Source organism: Segatella maculosa DSM 19339 = JCM 15638 (genome assembly GCF_000382385.1).
Classification (GTDB): Bacteria; Bacteroidota; Bacteroidia; order Bacteroidales; family Bacteroidaceae; genus Prevotella; species Prevotella maculosa.
On sequence record NZ_KB908321.1, the window covers coordinates 87,525 to 108,481 of the forward strand.

Consider the following 20,957-nt stretch of genomic DNA (forward strand, 5'->3'; position numbering starts at 1 on the left):
TAAACGGCGTTATTCTTGGTTGGTGAGGGATTTATGCGTAAATTTGTTGGAATTAAAAATGATGATGCTTCGCCCACAAAATACACCAGACAGGCCTTTGGTCAGTTTCATTATCACGACGTTCAACACCGAACCGACGATGCTTCGCTGCTGTATCGACAGCATACGCAGCCTGTCGTTCGGCCGTGAAAGGCGTGAAATCATTGTCATAGACGACGGAAGCGACCGGCCGGCCATCAACGAATTGCTCGATATCAGCGACGATATCATCTATCTGCGGCAGCGCAATCAGGGCATAAGTGTGGCGCGTAACCGTGGAACGGACATGGCAAGCGGTCGCTATATCCAATTTGTCGACAGCGACGACAGCCTGCTTCGCCCGGCATACGAGCATTGTTTGGACGTGGCACGCAGGCTTCAGCCAGACATGGTCGGCTTTGCTTTCACGCATCGGCAGTGCGCCTCCGTGCAGGAAGACGTGAACGGGCCGTTCGATGGCGCGGATTACATGCTTCGGCACAGCATCAAGGGAGCCGCTTGGGGCTATCTGTTCAAGAAAGAGTTGTTGAACGGGCTGCGTTTCCGGCCCGACTTCGACCGCTATGCCGAGGACGAAGAATTCACGGCCCTGCTGGTTCTCCGTGCCAAACGACTCTTTACGACCTCGGCAAAGGCTTATTTCTATCGGCAGCACCCGCACTCTGTCATTCATCATTTGGGCAAACGGGACCTCGTTAAAAGGCAGGTGAATACCGAACGGGCCGTCCGTCATTTGCAGGAAAGGCTCGCTTCCTTGCCAAACCCTGAGCGGCTGGCACTGAAACGCCGCATCGCGCAGCTCTCGATGGACTATCTTTACAACACGGCACGCCTGACGCACAGCCTTACGCGGCTGGACAAGGCTTGCGAAAGGCTTAGGACGCACGGACTGTTCCCGCTCCCCGAGCAGCGATATACGCGAAAATACGCGCTGTTCCGCCGATTGTGCAACACGAAGTGGGGACGTGGAATCATCATTGCAGCGACTTTCAGATGAGAATACTCTTGTTGGGTGAATACAGTAACGTGCATGCAACCTTGGCAAAAGGGCTGCGTAGGCTGGGACATCGGGTGAGGGTGGTCTCCAACGGAGACTTCTGGAAAGACTATCCGCGGGACATCGACGTCAGCAGGCACGGAACGTTCGGGGGATTGCGGCTGTATCTGCGCCTGCTTTCGCTGCTGCCGAGGCTCAGGGGCTATGACATCGTGCAACTCATCAACCCGATGTTCTTCGAAATCAAGGCCGAACGGCTCTACTTCTTCTATCATTATCTGAGGCAACACAACCGCCGTGTCGTCCTTGGTGGCTTCGGCATGGACTATTATTGGGTGCACGAGTGCATCACGCGCTTTCCGTTGCGCTACAGTGACTTCAATTTCGGCACCGAAATCCGCCAAGACCGCGAGGCACAAAAGTACATTCGGGAGTGGATTGCTACACCGAAGGGCGACTTATGCCAATATATTGCAAACGACTGCGACAAAATCATCACCGGACTCTACGAATATTGGGTCTGCTACCAGCCCGTTTTCCTCGACAAAACGGCCTATTGTCCTTTCCCGATTGTGCCGCGTGACAATCCGCCGCGCCCGTTCGACGGCACATTGCGCCTCTTCCTCGGCATCAATCGCGAGCGAAGTGCCTACAAAGGTACGGACATCATGCTGAAAGCGGCGCAAAGAATAGCGGCCGAATACTCCGGAAAGGTAGACCTTAAACTGGCAGAAAGCCTCCCCTTCGCGGCCTACACGCAATGTATGGACCATGCAGACGCTATCCTCGACCAGCTCTACAGCTACACGCCCGCCATGAACGCCTTGGAAGCAATGGCTCGCGGACTGATTTGTATCGGTGGGGGAGAGGAGGAACATTACGCGTTGTTGCAGGAAGAAACGCTCCGGCCAATCGTCAACGTCAGACCGAGCGAAGCCGACGTCTGCGAAGCTTTGCGGCGATTGCTGGCCCGTCCCGAACGTATCGACGTGCTGAAGCGGGAAAGCATGCTTTACGTCCGGCGGCATCACGACTACCTGAAAGTCGCACGACGCTATATCGAAATCTATGAAGCCCTCCTTCGACATTAAAATCCTCCACACGACCGACGTGCACGGCTGCTTTTTCCCCTTCGACTTCATCGAACGGAAGCCCTGCAGCGGCTCCATGGCGCGCGTCTCCTCCTACGTCAAAAGGCTACGCAAGAAGTATGGCAGGCGACTGCTGCTCGTCGACGGCGGCGACGTGCTGCAAGGACAGCCCGCCTGCTACTACTCCAACTACGTAGACCCGTCATTGCCCAACGTCGCCGCCGAGGTATTGAACTACATGCGCTACGACGTTCAGACGATAGGCAACCACGACATCGAGACAGGCCGTGCCGTTTACGACAAATACGTGGGCGAGGTCCACTGCGAAGTCCTTGCGGCCAACGTAGTCGACACGGCCACATTGCAGTCCCGTTTCAAGCCTTATGCCATTCGTGAAGTCCACGGAACGCGCATAGCCTTCATAGGAATGCTCACCCCGACAATCCCTTATTGGCTCCACGAAACGCTGTGGCAGGGCATGACATTCCTCGACATCGTCGCAACGACACGCAAGTGGGTCGCCCATGTCCGCCAAACGGAGCAGGCAGACGTCGTCGTCGGCCTCTTCCATTCGGGCTTCGAAGGCGGCATCGCAGGCAACACGGGAAACGAGAACGCCGCGCTCGAGACGGCAAGAAGCGTCGCCGGCATCGACCTTATACTCTGCGGGCACGACCATCGTCTGCGAAAAGCAACCGTATCCGCAGGCGGAAAGCACATCGACGTCATCAACCCGTCGAGCAACGCCCATTACCTGAGCGAAAGCACGCTCCACATGGCACGCGACGCGCACGGCCGCTCACGCCTGACCAGCATCGACACGCAACTCGTCTGCATGGACAACGAACCCGTCGACGCAGCCTTCATGCGCCGTTTCGCCCCCACCATAACGCAAGTGCGCCGCTACGCCGACCGCGAAATAGGAAGCCTCGCACGCACACTCTGCACCCGCGACTGCTTCTTCGGCCCCGCACCCTTCAACAGCCTCATACACGACATACAACTCGACTACACCAAGGCCGACATCTCGCTCAACGCGCCCCTGAAGTTCGACGTCTGCATTCCCAAAGGCCCCGTCCGCGTCAGCGACCTCTTCAACCTCTACACCTACGAGAACCAACTCTACGTCCTCCGCATGACGGGCCGAGAAATCCGCTCACTGCTCGAACTGAGCTACGACCAATGGATTGCCACCATGCGCTCGCCCCGAGACCACATCATGCTCATGCAGCAAGCGCCCGGCGGGCAGTGGCACTGGCGCAACCTCGCCTTCAACTTCGACACCGCCGCCGGCATCGACTACGAAGTCAACGTCGCCCGCCCCCACGGCAGCCGGATAAACATTCTCCGCCTCTCTTCCGGCCGTCCATTCTCCGACGAATCCCACTACCGCGTGGCCATGAACAGCTACCGCGGCAACGGCGGCGGCGAACTGCTCACGCGCGGTGCCGGCATTCCCTTAGCCGAAATCCCGAGCCGCATCGAAAGCATCAGTCCCGAAGACCAGCGAACCATCATCATGGCCTACATCGAACGCCTTCACACAATCCCTGCCACGATCCACCACAACTGGTGCTTCGTCCCCGAGTCCCTGGCTCTCCCCGCCTTAGCGCGCGACCGCCGCCTGCTCTTCCCGCCATCCTGACCCCCGTTTCCCCTTTCCTTTCTTATCAGAACGGGAGAAAAAGAACCGCTCTCCCGTATGTTCCAAAATTTACGTCCCTATCTTCTGTGATTTACAACCGCACGGAAACGTATTTACATCCGTATGTCCCGTGATTTACATCCGTATCTAATCGGATTATCTCCACGGTGATAAGACCTTATCTCCATGGTGATAAAACCTTATCACCATGGTGATAAACATTTATCTCCATGGTGATAATCCGATTAGATACGGATGTAAATGGTAAAAGATACGGATGTAAATACGTTTCCGTCCGGTTGCAAATCATAGAAGATATACACCTAAATCATAAAAGATGCGGATGTAAATCACAGAAGAAGCCTGTCTGAGAAAATTTATATACCTATTTAAATAGGTTCATGTCCTCATGTAAAAGCGCTTTCATACCTATTTTAAAACGTTTGCAACGGCTTGTTCTGAAAAAAAATCCGGCGAAAAAGGGCGAGTATTCAAAATACTTTATTACTTTTGCCTTTGATTTATCAAAAGAAAGGAACGAAAATGAAGAAGTTATTAACGATTGCATTCATGCTTACGACCATTCTCACGGCGGCCTACGGCCAGAAACAGGCAGAGATAAAGTTCGATAAAGTGACGCAAGACCTTGGGACGTTCTCCGAGAGCAATCCCGTTCAGGAGGCTACGTTCGTGTTCACCAACGTGGGCGACGCGCCGTTGGTCATCAATCAGGCTATCGCCAGCTGCGGCTGCACCGTTCCCACCTACACCAAGACGCCCGTTCAGCCGGGACAGAAGGGGCAGGTGAAGGTGACGTACAACGGCGAGGGCAAGTTTCCCGGCCATTTCAAGAAGAGCGTCACCGTGCGCACGAATGCCAAGACCGAGATGACGAGACTCTATGTGGAGGGCGTGATGACGGAGAAGAAGAAATAATGATCTTCTATTTCTCGGGAACAGGAAACTCGAAGTGGGCGGCCTTGCGGCTGGCCCGGGCAACGGGAGAGACGGCGCGTTTCATCCCGACCGCAATGAAAGACCAATGCGCTTATACCTTGAAGACGGCTGAGCGCATTGGCTTTGTTTTTCCGGTGCATGGCTGGCGTCCGCCGCTCATTGTCCGCAGGTTTGTCCGTGGGTTGAAGCTTGACGCCGCCGACTTGCGGTCGCATTATTGCTATGCACTTTGTACGGCGGGCGACGATATCGGACTGACGATGGACTGCCTGAACGAAGACCTTGCGTGCGTGGGGCTGCAGACCGATGCGGCTTTCTCGCTGAAAATGCCCAACAGCTACGTGGGCCTTCCCTTTATGGACACGGACGGTAAGGCCGCCGAAGCAGAAAAGTTGCGGCAGGCTGCGCTGCAGGTGCAGGACTATGCGGAGCGGATTGTGCGTCGGGAGAAAGGCGCTTCGCCCGTCCATCTGAGCCATTGGCCGCGTACGAACAGCCGCTTCTTGGGGGCCGTGTTCGCCAAGTGGCTCGTCACAGACAAGCCTTTTAGAGTGGACGAAGCCCGTTGCGTGAAATGTGGGATATGCGCGAACGTGTGCCCCGTGGGCAACGTTGAAGGCGGCTACAGGCTCCGTCCCCGCTGGAAGCACGACGGCTCGTGTGTCAGTTGCTTCGCCTGCTATCACCATTGCCCGCACCATGCCATCGAATATGGCTGGGCAACGCGCCGTAAAGGGCAATATTTCTTGAGATAAAACTTCACACAATAACACTAAAACAATACGATATGAAGAAAATACTACTTCTTGTTGGTTTGCTGGCAGTCGCGTTTGCGGCATCGGCAGACGATAACAGCGAGCTGCTTGTCAGAAGAAACGACGGAAAGATGGTGCCCGTTCCCGCATGGGGAAGCCCGGAAGCCCAACTGATTACGCCGCGCAAGCATCCCGATAACTTTCAAGAGCCTACGCATACAAGGGCAGTCAATCCTTCTGTGCACTATACGCCGCATACGGGTTCGCCCCATATCCTCGTCATTCTTGCTAACTTCAAGGACCGAAAGTTCCGCGTGGAGAACCCGAAAGCCGCGTTCAACGACTTCTTTAATGCCCCCGGTGCCATTGTCAACCGCGGCAACGGCAACGACAAGAACCACGGAAGCGTGGCCCAATATTTCAAGGCTTGCAGCCGGGGTGTCTTTACGCCGGTCTTCGATGTCTATGGTCCTGTTGACCTTCCGCAGAACATGGAATACTACGGCGGAAATAATGCAAACTCCAATAATGACGAGCGGCCGGCAGAATTGGCACGCGACGCCGTTAACTTGGTGAAGACTTCGATTACAAATCCCGCGCTTTACGACTCGAACAACGACGGATACGTCGACTGTGTCTATGTTGTTTATGCCGGTTTGGGGCAGAACAACGGTGGCGGTGCCAAAACGGTGTGGGCTTGTGCGAGCAGGTTCACGGACCCTTCTCTGAAATTAGGGAACAAAATATTGGGAAGGTTCAGCATCGGGGCAGAACTCTTTCCTGCTTATGCTGATGCAACCAAGACAAAAATGCAAATCAACAGCATCGGTGTCACCTGTCATGAGTTTTCCCACACCATGGGATTGCCCGACATTTATCCGACAACCAGCTCTGCATATGTGCATAATCAAGAGATGGAACTTTGGGATTTGATGGACGGTGGCGAGTATGCCGGAGACGGAGGCTTCGTTCCTATGCCTTATACGGCATGGGAAAGGCAGCAGATGAACTGGCCCCTTAACATTCAACCGCTGACGGCAAACACCAATATAACAATGGACAAGACGGCCAATGAGGGCGGTGTGGTTTACAAAATGGCCAATCCTAATGATGCCAACGAATACTTCTTGTTGGAGAACATCAAGAAGAACGGTTGGTATGGCGGTGCACCCAATGGCGGACTGTTGGTGTATAAGGTCGTTGACTACGATCCCGTTGACTTCTTCTCTCACCCGAATAACACGGCAGGCGAGCCGGGCATGGCCGTTGTTCCGGCCGACGGGCTCTGCTTCTCTTCCTATCTGAAAAAACGTTATAACAAGTCTGAACCAAAATATAAGGAACTTAACGCGCAAGAGGAACTGAAATATCAGACGCAACTCAAGGGCGATGTGTTCCCGGGGACTGGAAGCGTGAACAAACTGAATGATATGATGGGCCTACCCAACTTCTGTTGGTACACGGAAGGGGCCATCAACGAACACTCTTCCTACAACACGAACTTTTTCAAAGTGAATCAGGCGCTCGAAAACATCAATGTCGCGGCCGACGGCAAGATAACTTTGAAGTATATTGCCGACTATAAGAAGCATACCACGGGCATTGATGCCATTCAAATGGATAATGTTCAGACCGATAACAGGATATTCTCGCTCGACGGAAGATATATGGGAACAGACAAATCGCGTCTTTCAAAGGGCGTGTATATCATCAATCACAAGAAAATCGTCGTGCAGTAAAAGCATAAAAAGATAGCATTTTCGTAGCTTTATCAATGAATATAATTAACGTTTTTCAATGTTTTTATTGAAAAAAGGCGCAAAATGTTTGGTAATTCAAAAAAATATCTTATCTTTGCATACGTTATCCTGAAAACAATCTTTTTACCTTAAAGGACTAATACCTATTGAAGATTTGGAGCGGTTACCTGTGAAGGTCATCGCTTTTTTTTCGTTTAGCAAGTAGGGGACATACGGTTTGCGCGTCCTTTTAAGTGGAAATGAAAGTAAATTTGCGTGGCCGTAGGAGTGGATATATGTGCCGTGCGTCCCTACAGCCATTTAAGCGAAACGCAACATAAGTCCTATTGAAAATCAACCACTTGCACCTTGCATTTCAATTCCAGCCATTTTACCGTGCAATCTCAGCCATATTAAGCGATAAAATGGGTTATATTGCGCGGTGAAATGGCTGAGATTAGAACGTGCTATGGCTGATGTGAAAAACCGTTTGGGCGAATGTAGGGACGCACGGGTCTGTGCGTCCGCTCAAACGAACATGCTTTTATGTTTCTATTCCTGTGGAGCAGGCGCACGAGCCGTGCGTCTCTACAAATCCATCACAACCCTATTGTGTGGCAATAGGACCGAGAAAGACTTTCACCTTAAATCTTATTGATGTCCACATAGCCGTGCATGACGGCATAGATGGTGAGGGCACTGACGCTTCTCATACCGAGTTTGTCGACAATGTTCTTGCGGTGGCTGATGACCGTGGTGAGACCGATGTTGAGTTGGTCGGCTATTTCCTTGTTGATGTAGCCTTGTGCAATCAGTGAAAGCACTTCGATTTCGCGGTCGCTGAGCAGTTTGGCCTTCAAAGCCTTTGGCATGGCGGGCAGATTTCGCCCACCTGCGTGTCCATGCTGCTCTAATTGCAGGATAGACTTCACCAATTGCTCTTCCGAAGTGTTGATGCAAATGCTCTTAAAGCCCGTGAGTTGTGCGTTGGGGTTGGTAGATGTCGTGAGAACGAAGGTCTTGTTTTTGTGCGCAAGAAAGAAGTTTCGTTGCTCAAGCACAACCTTCAGTGCGACAAAATAGTGCATGAAGCTGTCGGGACCGGCTGCTTCCATCTCGCAGAACGTGCAGAATGTGTTGATATCCGCAATAGGCATCACGTTCAAAAGAATTGTTTTCAGTCCCATCATGGCCAACATATTGTTGTCAATGATGGCAATCTTGGGCCTGTCGCCTGTATGTTTGCCCATTGTATGAGCCTGCATCGGATTTGTTTTGTTCTCTTCCATATTGCTTTCTTTATAAGAATGGGGCCAATAGGTGGCTGAGTCGGCCGCGGAGTCGCTGCCATGGCGTGCGCCATTGCCTCCATTGCTTTTCGGTTAGGTAGAAACAATCTTTCTTTTCGCTGTCGAAGAGGTCGTCTAACTGCTGTGTGGTGCACCGATCAAGGATAACAGCGTTCTCTTCATAGTCCCAACTGAGGCTTCGGGCATTGAGATTGGCACTCCCGACAGTGCATACGCGCCCGTCTACCATGATGATTTTCGTGTGATGGAAGCCAGCTGTGTACATCCATACATGGCAACCGGCTTTCATAAGTCGGTGGGCATTGTAGAAACCGCAGTCGGGTGTCAGTGGAATATCGCTCCTTGTGCTCAGCATGATTTCCACTTTCACACCTCTTTTTGCAGCTTCTTTCAAGGCTTTCATCAGCTTATGGTTCAGCGTAAAATACGGATTGATGATTTTGATGCTGTCTTTTGCGCGGTTGATGGCCGAGAGATAGAACCTTCGGATGATTTCATTGCTCGTCCTTGGCTCTCGGTTGACGATGCCTACACACTTGTTGTGGGCCGTCGGACACGTATCTTGCTTCAGTCCTTTGATATAGTCGGCATCGTGTATGCCGCGGAAATATTGTGCACCATGCACGTTTTGGCCGGACACTTTGTTCCATATACGGAGGAAGATTGCCTGCAATTGGTTCACTGCATCGCCCTCAATGCGGCAATGCATATCGTGCCATTCGCCCACAACCTTCGTGCCTTTGATGTAGTAGTCGGCCACGTTCATGCCACCGGTGTAGGCAGTTCGGCCGTCAATGACAACGATTTTGCGGTGGTCTCTCGCAAAAACATGGTTGACCCATGGGAAGGTTATCGGGTCGAACTTATATATCTCGATGCCCGATTCTCGGATTTTTTGCAAGTGATGGGCCTTTAATGGTCGGTTATTGGAGGCGTTTCCGAAGGCATCGAACAAGGCCCTCACCTCCACACCTTCCTTGACTTTCTGTTCCAACAGGCTGAACAAGAGGCCTGCAATGGAGTCGTTGCGGAAGTTGAAATACTCTAAATGAATGCTTTTCCGGGCTTGTCGGATAGCTTTGAACATGTCGTCGAACTTCTCTTGTCCGCTCATGAGCAGTGTCACGGCATTGTTATTGGTGAACGTGACGCCATGACTTCTCAGGTCTTTTGCTATTAATGAGTCGGAAGTTTGGGCGGCACAAAGCGTCGTGCCGCCAATCCATAGCCCGATAAAAAGTATAAGTTGTTTCAATCTCTCAAATCTCTTGTTTTCTGTTCACACCATGCAAGCGTAGTGATCTACTACACCTAAGAGACGTTTCTCCTCGTCTACGACCAATACCGTGTGTATCTTGTGTTGGTTCATGATGCGTTGTATCTCGCTGATCTTGGTGCTTGGCAACACAAGTTTCGGCGTTCTTGTCATAATATCGCTTACTGTATGGTCGAAGAATTTGGCTTGCCAGCGTTCCATGGCACGGCGAATGTCACCGTCGGTAATGAGTCCTATCACCTGATGGTCGTCGGTCAGGGACACACCGAGGCCGAGTTGACCTTTGCTGACGCGGATAATCGCTTCGCCCAAGTGCATCTCTTGCGGGATAATAGGCAGGTCGTTGGTGCGCATCACGTCGGCCGCGGTGGTCAAAAGCCGCTTCCCAAGCTCGCCACCCGGGTGGAACTGCGCGAAGTCCTGCGGACGGAAGTCGCGCATCTGCATCAAAGCAATCGCCAAAGCATCGCCCATAGCCAGCGCAGCGGTTGTGCTGCTTGTCGGAGCAAGGTTTAATGGGCAGGCTTCTTTCCTGACATAGACCCGTATATGGGCGTTGCTGTATTTGGCTAACAAGGAATTGGGGTTCCCGGTCATAGAGATGATGGGAATATTCATGTGGAGCACCATTGGAATGAAGCGCAACAACTCATCGGTCTGCCCCGAATTGCTCAGCGCCAGCACCACATCATCGGCTGTCATCACGCCCAAATCGCCATGATAGACGTCCAATGGATTGATGAAAAAGGCCGGTGTGCCCGTCGAAGCAAGTGTGGCTGCAATCTTAGCCCCGATGTTTCCGCTCTTGCCTACGCCTGTCACGATGATTTTCCCATGACAGTTATACATGATTTCGACGGCTTTCGTGAAGTTGTCATCAAGCTGTGGCAGGAGTTCCAAGATGGCTTGGGCTTCCTCTTTCAATGCCTGTCCGCCCCAATCGCAAACCTTTTCGAGCCTTTTTTCTATCGTTTTGTCCATTTCTACAGTAGTTTCTCAATGAGTTGTTCCAGTTTTCCGAGTTCAAGCATGTTCGGTCCATCGCTCAATCCCTTGTCGGGATCAGGGTGTACTTCAAAGAAATAGCCCGTTGCTCCAAAGGCCTTGGCAGCCAAAGCCATGGCCGGAACGAATCTACGGTCGCCGGATGTCGAGCCGTTTCCTGCTCCCGGACGCTGCACACTGTGCGTACAATCCATGATAACCGTGGGGACTATCGTTTTCATATCAGGGATATTGCGGAAGTCGACCACCAGATTATTGTAGCCAAAGCAGTTACCCCGTTCCGTGAGCCACACTTCCTTGGCACCGCTTTCCATGGCTTTCTCGACCGGATACTTCATATCTGTCCCGCTAAGAAACTGTGCTTTCTTGATGTTGACCACCTTTCCCGTCTTTGCAGCAGCTATTAATAAGTCGGTCTGCCGACAAAGAAAGGCCGGTATCTGAAGCACATCGCACACCTTACCTGCTGCTTCTGCCTGATAACTTTCATGGATATCCGTGAGGATTTTCAGTCCGTATTTCTGCTTTATGTCGGCAAGCATCTGCAAACCTTTGTCCAATCCGGGGCCACGGAAGGCGTGGACGGACGTGCGGTTGGCCTTGTCGAACGAAGATTTGAAGATGATATCAATGCCGAATCTTCGATTTAGCCTCACCAGTTCTTGGGCAACAGCATCCAATAAGGCTGCCGATTCAATGACACATGGGCCTGCAATAAATAAGGGTTGCATAATATTATCGTTTCTTGACACTTACTTGGAGATGCAAAGTTACGCAAAAAGGGAGAAAAGTGCAAACATTTCTCTCTTTTTATGCGGCTGCCAAGCTTTCGTTTCCACTTATTCTTCGGCTTCGGCAGTAGCCTTCTCGGCTTGTTCGGGCGTGGCATGAATGATGCGTACGTCGCGTTGTGGGAACGGAATCTCTATACTGTGTTTGTTCAATGTGTCGTAAACACATTCGAGAATACGACCATCATCGATGCCTTGTGTCATGACAGAAACCCACACTAATATCTTTAATGTGATGGAACTGTCACCAAATTCCTTCAAAACAATCTTCACATCGCGGCCCGGCTCCGTGATTTCAAGGTCAACGATGGCGTCGTGCAGCAGTTGTTTCACTTTCTTGATGTCGCTTCCATAGGCCACGCCGACTTCCAAAGCGTCGAGTTCGTAACCGTGGTTCTTGGTCATGTTCTTATAGTTTTTCGTGAACAGCTGACTGTTTTGGAAGGCAATCACCGACCCGTCCACCGCTTCAACGATGGTTGATGTGTAGTTGATGGAGCTAACCCGGCCGCGCATGCCGTCGCAAATGATGTAATCACCGATCTTAACTCGGCCAGCCATGAGTGATATTCCATAGTAAATGTTCTCCAAAATGTCCTTCATAGCGAAGCCTATACCCGTTGAAAGACCACCCGAAATGACCACAAGCCAAGTATTATCTATGTGGAAAACGGCCAGCGACACCATCAACCAAATGCCCCAAACGGCCACTTGAATGACGTTCTTTGCCATCGTATAGCGACTTGCGGCAGTGCTAAGGTCGGATTGTTCGAAGTGTATTTTGAGCAGTGCTTTCAGCGTTCGGTTGACATATGCAAAGATAAAGTAGAACGCAATGACCTCCGCTACAGAGAGAATGCTGGCAGCGAACCATTTAGTATTGATGTATTGCTCGCGGTAGATGTCCCATATCTTATCGCTTAAATTGAAAACATCGGCCGCCCAATAGAGGGCCAAGAGGAACGAGATCACGGCAAGCACGGGCAATACCACTTGATAAACGAGGTGGAAGAACCATGTCTTCGTGATTTCCTTGTCGGCATAGCCCCGCTTTATAGCCCATTTCTTAATCCAACCACGCAAACATGTAATCGTCAGTATGCAGGTTAGCTGCATGATCCACCAAATCAGCAACTGCACACTGAGCAATGTATAGCCCAACCACGCGCAAATCAGCGAGCCGACAAAGACAGTGAGCGACACATAAGTATAGGTTACGTCGCTCTTGGGAATGCTTTTGTTGTCGTGACGTATGGCGAACCATTGCCAAACTGTGCAAACCAAGAGGATTGGAGACAGCACAATGTTGACCAGATTGTCGGGAACGAGAATGATGCGGAATGAAATCACGATGAACCCCATGGCCATCAGCGGCAGATAGATGCGGAATGCGCTCTTGATCTGGTTGCCGGTGAGGCGCAACAGCAATGAAATGAGGATTACTCCCAGCAACCATGTGTAGCTGACAAGCAGTCCGCTGGCCATGATAATGAAGTTTTGGTCGGAAAAGACAATGCGTATCAGGCCCAGAATAAGTGCCAACGTGACCACCGACGAGGTCATGATGATGCAAGTGCGCCGGGTCATGAAGGCAGGTGTGCGAAACCTTTTCGGAATAAGGAACCGAACGGCTATGATATTCAGCAGTCCTGCGAGGAGTGCATAGAAGCCGATGAGGGCAAAAAGACCGATGATATACTGCGAATCCCATTGCGAGCGCACCTTGGTCTTCACGAAATACTTGGTCGAAATGGTCTCTTCGGTATCCTGAATGTTGGCACGTAGCCGGGCAAGGATATGGAAATAGTTCTCTCCGGTGTTGCTGAAGATGTGGCTTTGTATGTCCTTGTAGCGTTTGTTTGCATAGTCGTTGAGCGATTTCAGCTGGGCTTCGATGGCTTGATAGTAGCCGATGTAGTCTTTGAACTGGTTGATGTTGTCGTTGAGGGTGTGGCGAATATTCACGGCAAGTGTCAGACATACGCTCTTATCTGTTTGTGCTTTCCGGTTCAATGCCATGACGTTCATCGTGCTCAATGAGTTGATCAGGTAGTCATAGCGGGCTATTTCGGCATTGTTTTTCTCAATGAGAAGGCGGAAAGGTTGCACGTTTTGCTTGAAGTCGGCATATTGTTCAGTGGCCTCATGGCAGGCATATGCCAAGTCAAAAACATATTCTGGCTTCTGCGAATAGAGCATCAATGCGTTCTGATTGCTCTTGCCCATGATGTTGAAAAGCTTGTCGCGCACGGCCGATTGCTGCTCTCTCATGTAGCCCGATTGGCGTTCCAGCTCGGCATGATAGTTGGTTAACTCGGTGCGAAGGATAGATAATGTACTCTCAATGTTTTGTTCTTTCAGCACAGCATGCGTGGGCGAAAGGGCGAATATGGCGAGTAGGAAGAATAAGATTGACCTCTTGTTCATGTCGTTTTTATCGGTTTATTGCGCTTACAAAAGTAATAAAAAGTATAGATACGACTGGTTTCGGCTGCCGTAATTTTGAAATATTTATCATTTTCGGCTCTTGTTTTCGCTTTTTATTCCTACTTTTGTCTGGCAAAACAAGCAATATGAGATTGATAGCAGACAGTGGAAGCACGAAGACCGACTGGCTTTTGGCCGAAGGCAGTGTCCTTTCCGCTTGGAAGACGCAGGGCATCAACCCTTGTCACCAGCAACCGGCAACGATACGGCATATCCTTCAAACCGAGTTGTTGCCTTTTTTGAAGGGTAAAACGACTCCCGAACTGCGGCTTTCCTTTTACGGAAGTGGCTGTACGGCAGGCCTTGTCCCCGGTATGACAGCCCTATTGGCAGATGTTTTCCATCTTCCTGACGGTCAAATAGAGGTGGCCGGCGACCTCTTGGCGGCTGCCCGCGCAATCTGTGGTCACGAAGAAGGCATCGCTTGTATACTCGGAACGGGGGCCAATAGCTGTGTTTATGACGGGCAAAACATCGTGGATAACACTCCACCCTTGGGCTATATCCTCGGCGATGAGGGTAGCGGTGCGGTGCTTGGAAAGCGTTTTTTGAATGGCATTTTTAAGGGAAGTCTGCCCCCATTTGTCCGTGATTTGTATCTGAAAGAGACCGAACAATCCTACGAAGACATCATTCATAGGGTCTATAGTGAGCCACTTGCCAACCGCTATTTGGCTTCCGTGGCCCTGTTCATCGGCCGGCATCAAGACGAAAAATGCCTGCAACAGTTGGTTAAAGACAACTTTTCTGATTTCATTCGGCGCAACATTCAACCCTACAAACAACGGCTTCCCATTGGCTTTGTCGGCAGCATTGCCCATGCGTTTTCCCCGCTTCTGATTGAAGTATGCCACGAATCGGGTTACGAAGTGAGCCGTATCGAGAAGCGTCCCATAGAGGGTTTGTTGCAACGTTACTATGTTAACGGGCGTTGAACGTTGCGGTCAGGCAATAAGAAGACTTGATGAGAAAGGTGGAAAAGCCTTTGTCAGGAAACGACACTGCGTCAAAAAAAATGGAAGGTCTGCCTCTTTGCTCCCGAAGAGAGGGTGAATGAGTTTGCAAATAGATAGGAATTTTCTCTTTCAAAGGGGTAGTGGAGTTTCAAAACACAGCATCTTAGGCGTTGTTTTGCTTCGGAATAAATCTTACAAAAAGGGCTTTGTATTTTGCGTGTAGCAAAATGGGGGAGTGAATTCTGCGAATTTGCGCGTTTTATGGGTTATTCTGTAAGTTGTTGGCCATGAGATGGTTGCGTTGACTGATGGAGTTTCCTTTGTATTTTGCCTTTTAATAGTGAGTGGCTTGTGCATCAAAAGTGGGTGAGTTACGCTTTTCTAGTGGCTTGTTTCTACTGTTTTGTCATACAATTTGGGCCGTTCTACGTTGCAAAATGAGGCATTCTGCGTGCCAGAATGGGTCGTTTTGTAATACAACCCGACTTGGATGGCGGGAAAACCGCCTTGATTTTATTCGTGAATTTCATTTTCATTGTTTTTCATTTTCTATTTGTCGGTCTTTAAAGATGTGCTTTTTTGTGATATAAAATTTACAAAATGGCACAGCGGTTCCTTTCTTTTTTGTAGGAATAAGTGGCTTGTTTGTCCGCTTATTTCGGCCTTTTAAAAATGTGTGTACACGATATGTTGATAGCATAGGGCTTGAGCAGGCGCACGAACCGCGTGGCTCTACAAATACAAATAAATCTAAATTTGGCGATTTTAAGGCTCGTAACGGCTTTTATATCAAAAAAAAGTAGTAAATTAGCACCCTTGAAAAACGATGGAAAATGGCTTAGAACGAAAATAAACGGCCTTTGGGACGGTTTTGCTTCACAGCTTTTCTGTGGTTGAACAAAATAAATCATTATCAAGAATATCAATGGACGAAAATCAGACAATTGACAATGACAGAATCTTAAAGATTAACATTGAGGAAGAAATGAAGTCTTCGTATATCGACTATTCCATGTCGGTTATCGTGGCACGTGCGCTTCCTGATGTTCGTGATGGGTTCAAACCGGTGCACCGTCGCATTCTTTATGGAATGTTAGGCATCGGTAATACCAGTGATAAACCCTATAAGAAGTGTGCCCGCGTCGTGGGTGAGGTGCTCGGTAAGTATCATCCTCATGGCGATTCCTCGGTTTATGGTGCGCTTGTCCGCATGGGGCAGGACTGGAATATGCGCTATACGTTGGTTGACGGGCAGGGAAACTTCGGTTCTATCGACGGCGATTCGCCGGCCGCCATGCGTTATACGGAGTGCCGACTCAGCAAGATGGGCGAGCACGTAATGGACGATTTGGAGAAGGAAACCGTTGATATGGCCAACAACTTCGACGACACTTTGGTCGAGCCGAGCGTCATGCCGACGAAGATTCCCAACTTATTGGTGAACGGAGGTAACGGTATTGCCGTGGGAATGGCAACGAACATACCGACACATAACCTGTGTGAAGTAATCGATGGTTGCTGTGCTTATATCGATAACCCCGACATTGCGCTCGATGATTTGATGCAGTATATCAAGGCTCCCGACTTCCCTACGGGTGCATATATATATGGTATACAAGGCGTACGTCAGGCATATGAGACGGGAAGAGGACGCATCGTGATGCGTGCCAAGGCTGAGATTGAAAGCGGAGAGAGCCACGATAAGATTGTCGTAACGGAGATTCCGTATGGCGTCAACAAGCAGATGCTGATCGAATATATCGCTGAACTCGTGAAAGAAGGCAAGATCGACGGTATCAGTAACGCCAATGATGAGTCGGGACGACAAGGAATGCGCATTGTCATCGACGTGAAACGCGATGCCAATGCCAATGTCATTCTGAACAAACTTTTCAAGATGACGGCCCTGCAAAGCTCGTTCTCGGTGAATTGTATTGCCCTTGTGAAGGGTCGTCCACGCCTGTTGAGCCTGAAAGAATGTGTGAAGTATTTCGTGGAGCACAGGCATGACGTGACCATTCGCCGCACGAAATACGACTTGAAAAAGGCACAGGAGCGTGCCCATATTCTTGAAGGTCTGATTATTGCTTGCGACAATATCGACGAAGTTGTGCATATTATTCGTGGCAGTAAGACCCCGGTTGAGGCCCAGCGCAACTTGGAAACGCGTTTCAAACTCGACGAATTGCAGAGTAAGGCCATTGTCGATATGCGCCTGAGTCAGCTGACCGGCCTGCGTATGGACCAGCTCCATGCTGAGTATGAAGAGTTGGAACGCCAGATAGCTTACTTCCAACAGATACTCGACGACCCTGAACTTTGTAAGAAAGTGATGAAGGATGAGTTGAATGAAGTAAAGGAAAAGTATGGTGATGTACGCCGAACTGAAATCAAATATTCAAGCGAAGAGTTCAATCCCGAGGACTTCTATCCCAACGATCCGGTTGTAATTACGGTGAGTCACATGGGATATATCAAGCGAACACCGCTGAGCGAGTTCCGCGAACAGGCCCGTGGTGGGGTGGGAGCTAAGGCAGCTCGTCACCGCGAACAGGACTTCACGGAGTTCATCTATCCTGCAACGATGCACCAGACGATGCTTTTCTTCACGAAGAAAGGGCGTTGCTACTGGCTTAAATGCTATGAGATTCCAGAGGGAGATCGCAACAGTAAGGGGCGTGCCATTCAGAATATGCTCAATATAGAGAGCGATGATGCCATCAATGCTATACTGAGATTGACGACGTTGAACGATGAAATTTTCAACAACAGTCACTATGTTATCTTCGCAACCAAGCATGGAACAGTGAAGAAGACCAGCCTCGAAGCCTACAGTCGTCCGCGTGCCAACGGTGTGATTGCAATAAACATTGCAGACGAAGATGAGGTGGTAGACGTTCGCTTGACCAATGGAAAGAACGAGTTGATCATGGCAAATCGCAATGGAAGAGCCGTGAGATTCGATGAGAATACCATTCGAACAATGGGCCGAACAGCTACAGGTGTGCGTGGAATGCGGCTTGATGGGGGCGACGATGAGGTCGTGGGTATGATCACGGTCAACGATGCCGGGGCCGAAACCGTAATGGTTGTGAGCGAGCAGGGCTACGGAAAACGCAGTCAGGTTGAGGACTATCGCATTACGAACCGCGGCGGTAAGGGTGTCAAGACGCTGGCTATCACCGACAAGACCGGTCGACTGGTGAGCATCAAGAACGTGACCGATGAGAACGATTTGATGATTATCAACAAGAGCGGCGTGGTTATTCGCTTGGCAGTTGCCGATGTTCGCGTTATGGGACGCGCCACCCAAGGTGTGCGCCTCATCAATCTGGCCAAGAAGAACGACGCCATTGCCAGCGTTTGCAAGGTGATGAGTTCGGAGTTGGAGGCTACCGTTGAAGAGGAAAGTCGTGCACAATGGGCCAATAAGTCTGAAGAAATCAAGAGAGGCGCCCAGGGTGAAGGCAGTAACGTGGCTGAAGACGCATCGCTCGCAGACTCAGAAGACAATGAAACTGAATAACAAACCTTTTAATACATAACAGAAAATGAAAAAGTTAATGCTTGCAGCCGTGATGCTACTCAGTACATCTGCTGCTTTTGCCGGTGACAGTGAGCCTTTGAAGGCCATTCTGAAGGCTAAGACATATGCCGAGGCCCAAGACTTGATAAAAGCCAATTTGGATCAGCTTGCCAATGATGCAGAGAAGGCCAAAGCCTACAACAAACTTGTAGACCTTGCCATGGAAAAGGTATCGAGGGAGCAGGGAACGATTACTTCCAACCAAATGGCCAAACAGTTCGGGCAGGGTAAGGAAGTACCTTATGACACGTTGGGTTTCAATAAAGCTATCTATGATGCTATCAGCAATGCGTTCCTTTGTAACGAATATGACCAGAAGCCGAACGAGAAAGGTAAAGTAAAACCTAAATATGAGAGCAACAACGCCACTCGTCTTTACGGTTTGCGTCCTAATTTGATTAATGCCGGTCAGACTGCTGCCCAGCATAACAATCAAACTGAAGCCTTGAAGTTCTTTGGGATGTATGTGGAAAGTGCAAAAAATCCATTGTTCAACAGCGTTGACAAAGGTAAGAACCCTGATACCTACCTTGGAGAAGTGGCCCGTGTTGCTGGTGTTTATGCTTTCCAAGCAAATAATATGGAACTTGCCAACAAGTATGTGGACGTTGCCCTGCAGGACACTGCGGTTTATAAAGACGCATTGAACCTCAAACTCTACATCATGCAGCAGGGTCTGAAGACCAAGGAAGACTCCGTGCAGTATGTGAACAAGCTGAAAGACCTCTATGCAAAGAATACCAATAACGACCAAATTTTCTCTACATTAGTTACGATGTACGGCAGTCTGAAGATGATTTCGGAGCAAGACAAAATGCTGAACGATAAGTTGGCTGCTGATCCCACGAATGCTTTGGCATGGGCTTTGAAAGGTCAGATCTACATGAATGAGAACAAACCTAAGGAAGCCGTGGACTGTTTTAAGAAGTCCGTAGCGAAGGATGGTAAGAATGTTATCGTCTTGACCTACCTTGGTTTCTGTCTCAATGCACAGGCTGGGGCTATCAACGGCAACAAGGACGAGCAGCAGAAGCTGTATAAAGAGAGCGAAGGATTCCTTGAGCAGGCCCGCAGTCTCGATCCCAATCGTGAGAAAGCAAACTGGAGCTATCCGCTTTATGCCGTGTACTACAGTCTCTATGGTGCTGCTGACAGCCGCACCAAAGAGATGGAAGCGTTGACGAAGTAATATCTTTTATAAGGGATAGCATGCAGTCTTTGGCTGCATGCTGTCCTTTTTCTTTATTTTTCCTTATGAAGCGTTGTGTCATCTTATCCTTTTTGTTACTCTGCACACTGTTTTCTCCGCCGTGTGTGGGGCAGAATGCAAGGCGCACAGCCAAGACGATGAACGCCGAAATCGATGGATTGTTGCAGGAACTCCCTGCTGTCAAGCATGATACCACGGCTTATTATAAAGGTGTTGTGCAGTTGATGAAAGACGCAGTGATATGCGATTATTTCGATTCCAAACCCGATAAGAAGGGAAAGAGCAGTCCCCGCTATCGCATGACCAATGGGAAAAGGCTCTCACCTTACCTCTCTGTGTTGGTAGATGCGGGGATGTATGAATACAGCCGAAGGAAAAATGAAGAGGCGATGGAGATTTTCAAACTCTATTTGGACTGCGTTGAGCGGCCTCTTTTCCAAGGGAAAGACAATAACATGGGGCTGGTGGCCTATTATGTCAGCCTGCTTTCCTATGGAAAAGAGGATTTTGCAGAAGCGGAACGCTATGCCGATGTGGCCTTGAAAGACTCCAATTATGCTAAAGATGCGGCTGAAATAAAAATCAATTGCATGAAGACGCATCTCGAATCGCAGCAGGACTCCGCAAGATATATCACGGCTTTGGTTGAGCTACACGATATGGCACCCACCAACGACGTGTATTTCAAAATGTTGATAGACTATTTTTCGGGATTGAAAGACAGGACGCAGCTGGCCGAATTTGCTACAGAAGAAATCAAGAAACGGCCCGACAACAAGCGTGCATGGGCCTTGAAAGGCGAAATCAGTATGCAGAATAAGGAATGGGACGAGGCCATAGAGTGCTTTAGAGAGGCTGTAGCGATTGATAGCAGCTATGTGCAGGCGGTCTATGATGTGGGCATTTGTTATGTCTCGAAAGCCGAAGAACTGCGTGACAGCTTGGAGGATGACCAGCATAAATTGACCAAAAGCGATGCCAACCGGATAAAAGCGCTGTATCAGGAGGCAAGAGATTGGTTGCTCAGGACTGCCGGTCTTGATGAGAACCGGCAGTTGATTGAATGGAAGAAGATACTTGATCAAGTGAATAAGGTATTAGGATTGTAGAGGA

Annotated in this window: 15 protein-coding genes; 10 read left to right on the forward strand and 5 right to left on the reverse strand. The window is 49.9% G+C overall.

Going from position 1 to position 20,957, the window contains the following annotated elements; genetic code table 11:
- The first annotated feature begins 58 nt into the window (after positions 1–58).
- From H164_RS0104035 to H164_RS0104060, 6 genes are all read left to right on the forward strand, one after another.
- Complete coding sequence (locus H164_RS0104035; protein ID WP_019967430.1) at positions 59–1,036, forward strand: glycosyltransferase family 2 protein; 978 nt, start codon at positions 59–61, stop codon at positions 1,034–1,036.
- Complete coding sequence (locus tag H164_RS0104040) at positions 1,033–2,127, forward strand: glycosyltransferase family protein (protein WP_019967431.1); 1,095 nt, start codon at positions 1,033–1,035, stop codon at positions 2,125–2,127. The genes H164_RS0104035 and H164_RS0104040 overlap by 4 nt, the downstream gene beginning before the upstream one ends.
- Positions 2,105–3,772: a bifunctional metallophosphatase/5'-nucleotidase gene (locus H164_RS0104045; protein ID WP_019967432.1), complete on the forward strand. Its 1,668-nt coding sequence runs from the start codon at positions 2,105–2,107 to the stop codon at positions 3,770–3,772. The genes H164_RS0104040 and H164_RS0104045 overlap by 23 nt, the downstream gene beginning before the upstream one ends.
- Before the next feature lie 543 nt (positions 3,773–4,315).
- Positions 4,316–4,708, forward strand: coding sequence for a DUF1573 domain-containing protein (locus tag H164_RS0104050; RefSeq protein WP_008565125.1), 393 nt, complete (start codon positions 4,316–4,318; stop codon positions 4,706–4,708).
- Positions 4,708–5,484: an EFR1 family ferrodoxin gene (locus H164_RS0104055; RefSeq protein WP_019967434.1), complete on the forward strand. Its 777-nt coding sequence runs from the start codon at positions 4,708–4,710 to the stop codon at positions 5,482–5,484. Before H164_RS0104050 ends, H164_RS0104055 begins: the two co-directional genes overlap by 1 nt.
- A 32-nt stretch (positions 5,485–5,516) precedes the next feature.
- Positions 5,517–7,223, forward strand: a complete 1,707-nt coding sequence (locus H164_RS0104060) for a M6 family metalloprotease domain-containing protein (protein WP_026356229.1) — start codon at positions 5,517–5,519, stop codon at positions 7,221–7,223.
- Positions 7,224–7,867: 644 nt separating this feature from the next.
- On the opposite strand, the gene H164_RS0104065 is transcribed toward H164_RS0104060, so the two are convergent.
- From H164_RS0104065 to H164_RS0104085, 5 genes are all read right to left on the reverse strand, one after another.
- Complete coding sequence (locus H164_RS0104065) at positions 7,868–8,512, reverse strand: response regulator transcription factor (protein WP_019967436.1); 645 nt, start codon at positions 8,510–8,512, stop codon at positions 7,868–7,870.
- Between the two features lie 10 nt (positions 8,513–8,522).
- Complete coding sequence (gene cls / locus H164_RS0104070) at positions 8,523–9,788, reverse strand: cardiolipin synthase (protein WP_019967437.1); 1,266 nt, start codon at positions 9,786–9,788, stop codon at positions 8,523–8,525.
- Between the two features lie 24 nt (positions 9,789–9,812).
- Positions 9,813–10,790, reverse strand: a complete 978-nt coding sequence (locus H164_RS0104075; RefSeq protein ID WP_019967438.1) for a KpsF/GutQ family sugar-phosphate isomerase — start codon at positions 10,788–10,790, stop codon at positions 9,813–9,815.
- Between the two features lie 2 nt (positions 10,791–10,792).
- Positions 10,793–11,545 (reverse strand): 3-deoxy-8-phosphooctulonate synthase, encoded by a 753-nt coding sequence (gene kdsA, locus H164_RS0104080; protein ID WP_019967439.1) that lies wholly within the window; start codon positions 11,543–11,545, stop codon positions 10,793–10,795.
- Positions 11,546–11,653: 108 nt separating this feature from the next.
- Entirely contained in the window at positions 11,654–14,032 is a 2,379-nt protein-coding gene (locus tag H164_RS0104085; protein ID WP_019967440.1) for a mechanosensitive ion channel family protein, read from the reverse strand.
- Between the two features lie 146 nt (positions 14,033–14,178).
- Here H164_RS0104085 and H164_RS0104090 point away from each other — a divergent pair, with 146 nt between their 5' ends.
- From H164_RS0104090 to H164_RS0104105, 4 genes are all read left to right on the forward strand, one after another.
- Entirely contained in the window at positions 14,179–15,027 is an 849-nt protein-coding gene (locus tag H164_RS0104090) for an ATPase (protein ID WP_019967441.1), read from the forward strand.
- Positions 15,028–15,973: 946 nt separating this feature from the next.
- On the forward strand, positions 15,974–18,574 hold the full coding sequence (gene gyrA / locus H164_RS0104095) for a DNA gyrase subunit A (RefSeq protein WP_019967442.1): 2,601 nt from the start codon (positions 15,974–15,976) through the stop codon (positions 18,572–18,574).
- 25 nt (positions 18,575–18,599) lie between these two features.
- Positions 18,600–19,823, forward strand: coding sequence for a tetratricopeptide repeat protein (locus H164_RS0104100; RefSeq protein ID WP_036887784.1), 1,224 nt, complete (start codon positions 18,600–18,602; stop codon positions 19,821–19,823).
- Positions 19,824–19,888: 65 nt separating this feature from the next.
- On the forward strand, positions 19,889–20,953 hold the full coding sequence (locus H164_RS0104105) for a tetratricopeptide repeat protein (protein WP_025830246.1): 1,065 nt from the start codon (positions 19,889–19,891) through the stop codon (positions 20,951–20,953).
- Positions 20,954–20,957 lie beyond the last annotated feature (4 nt).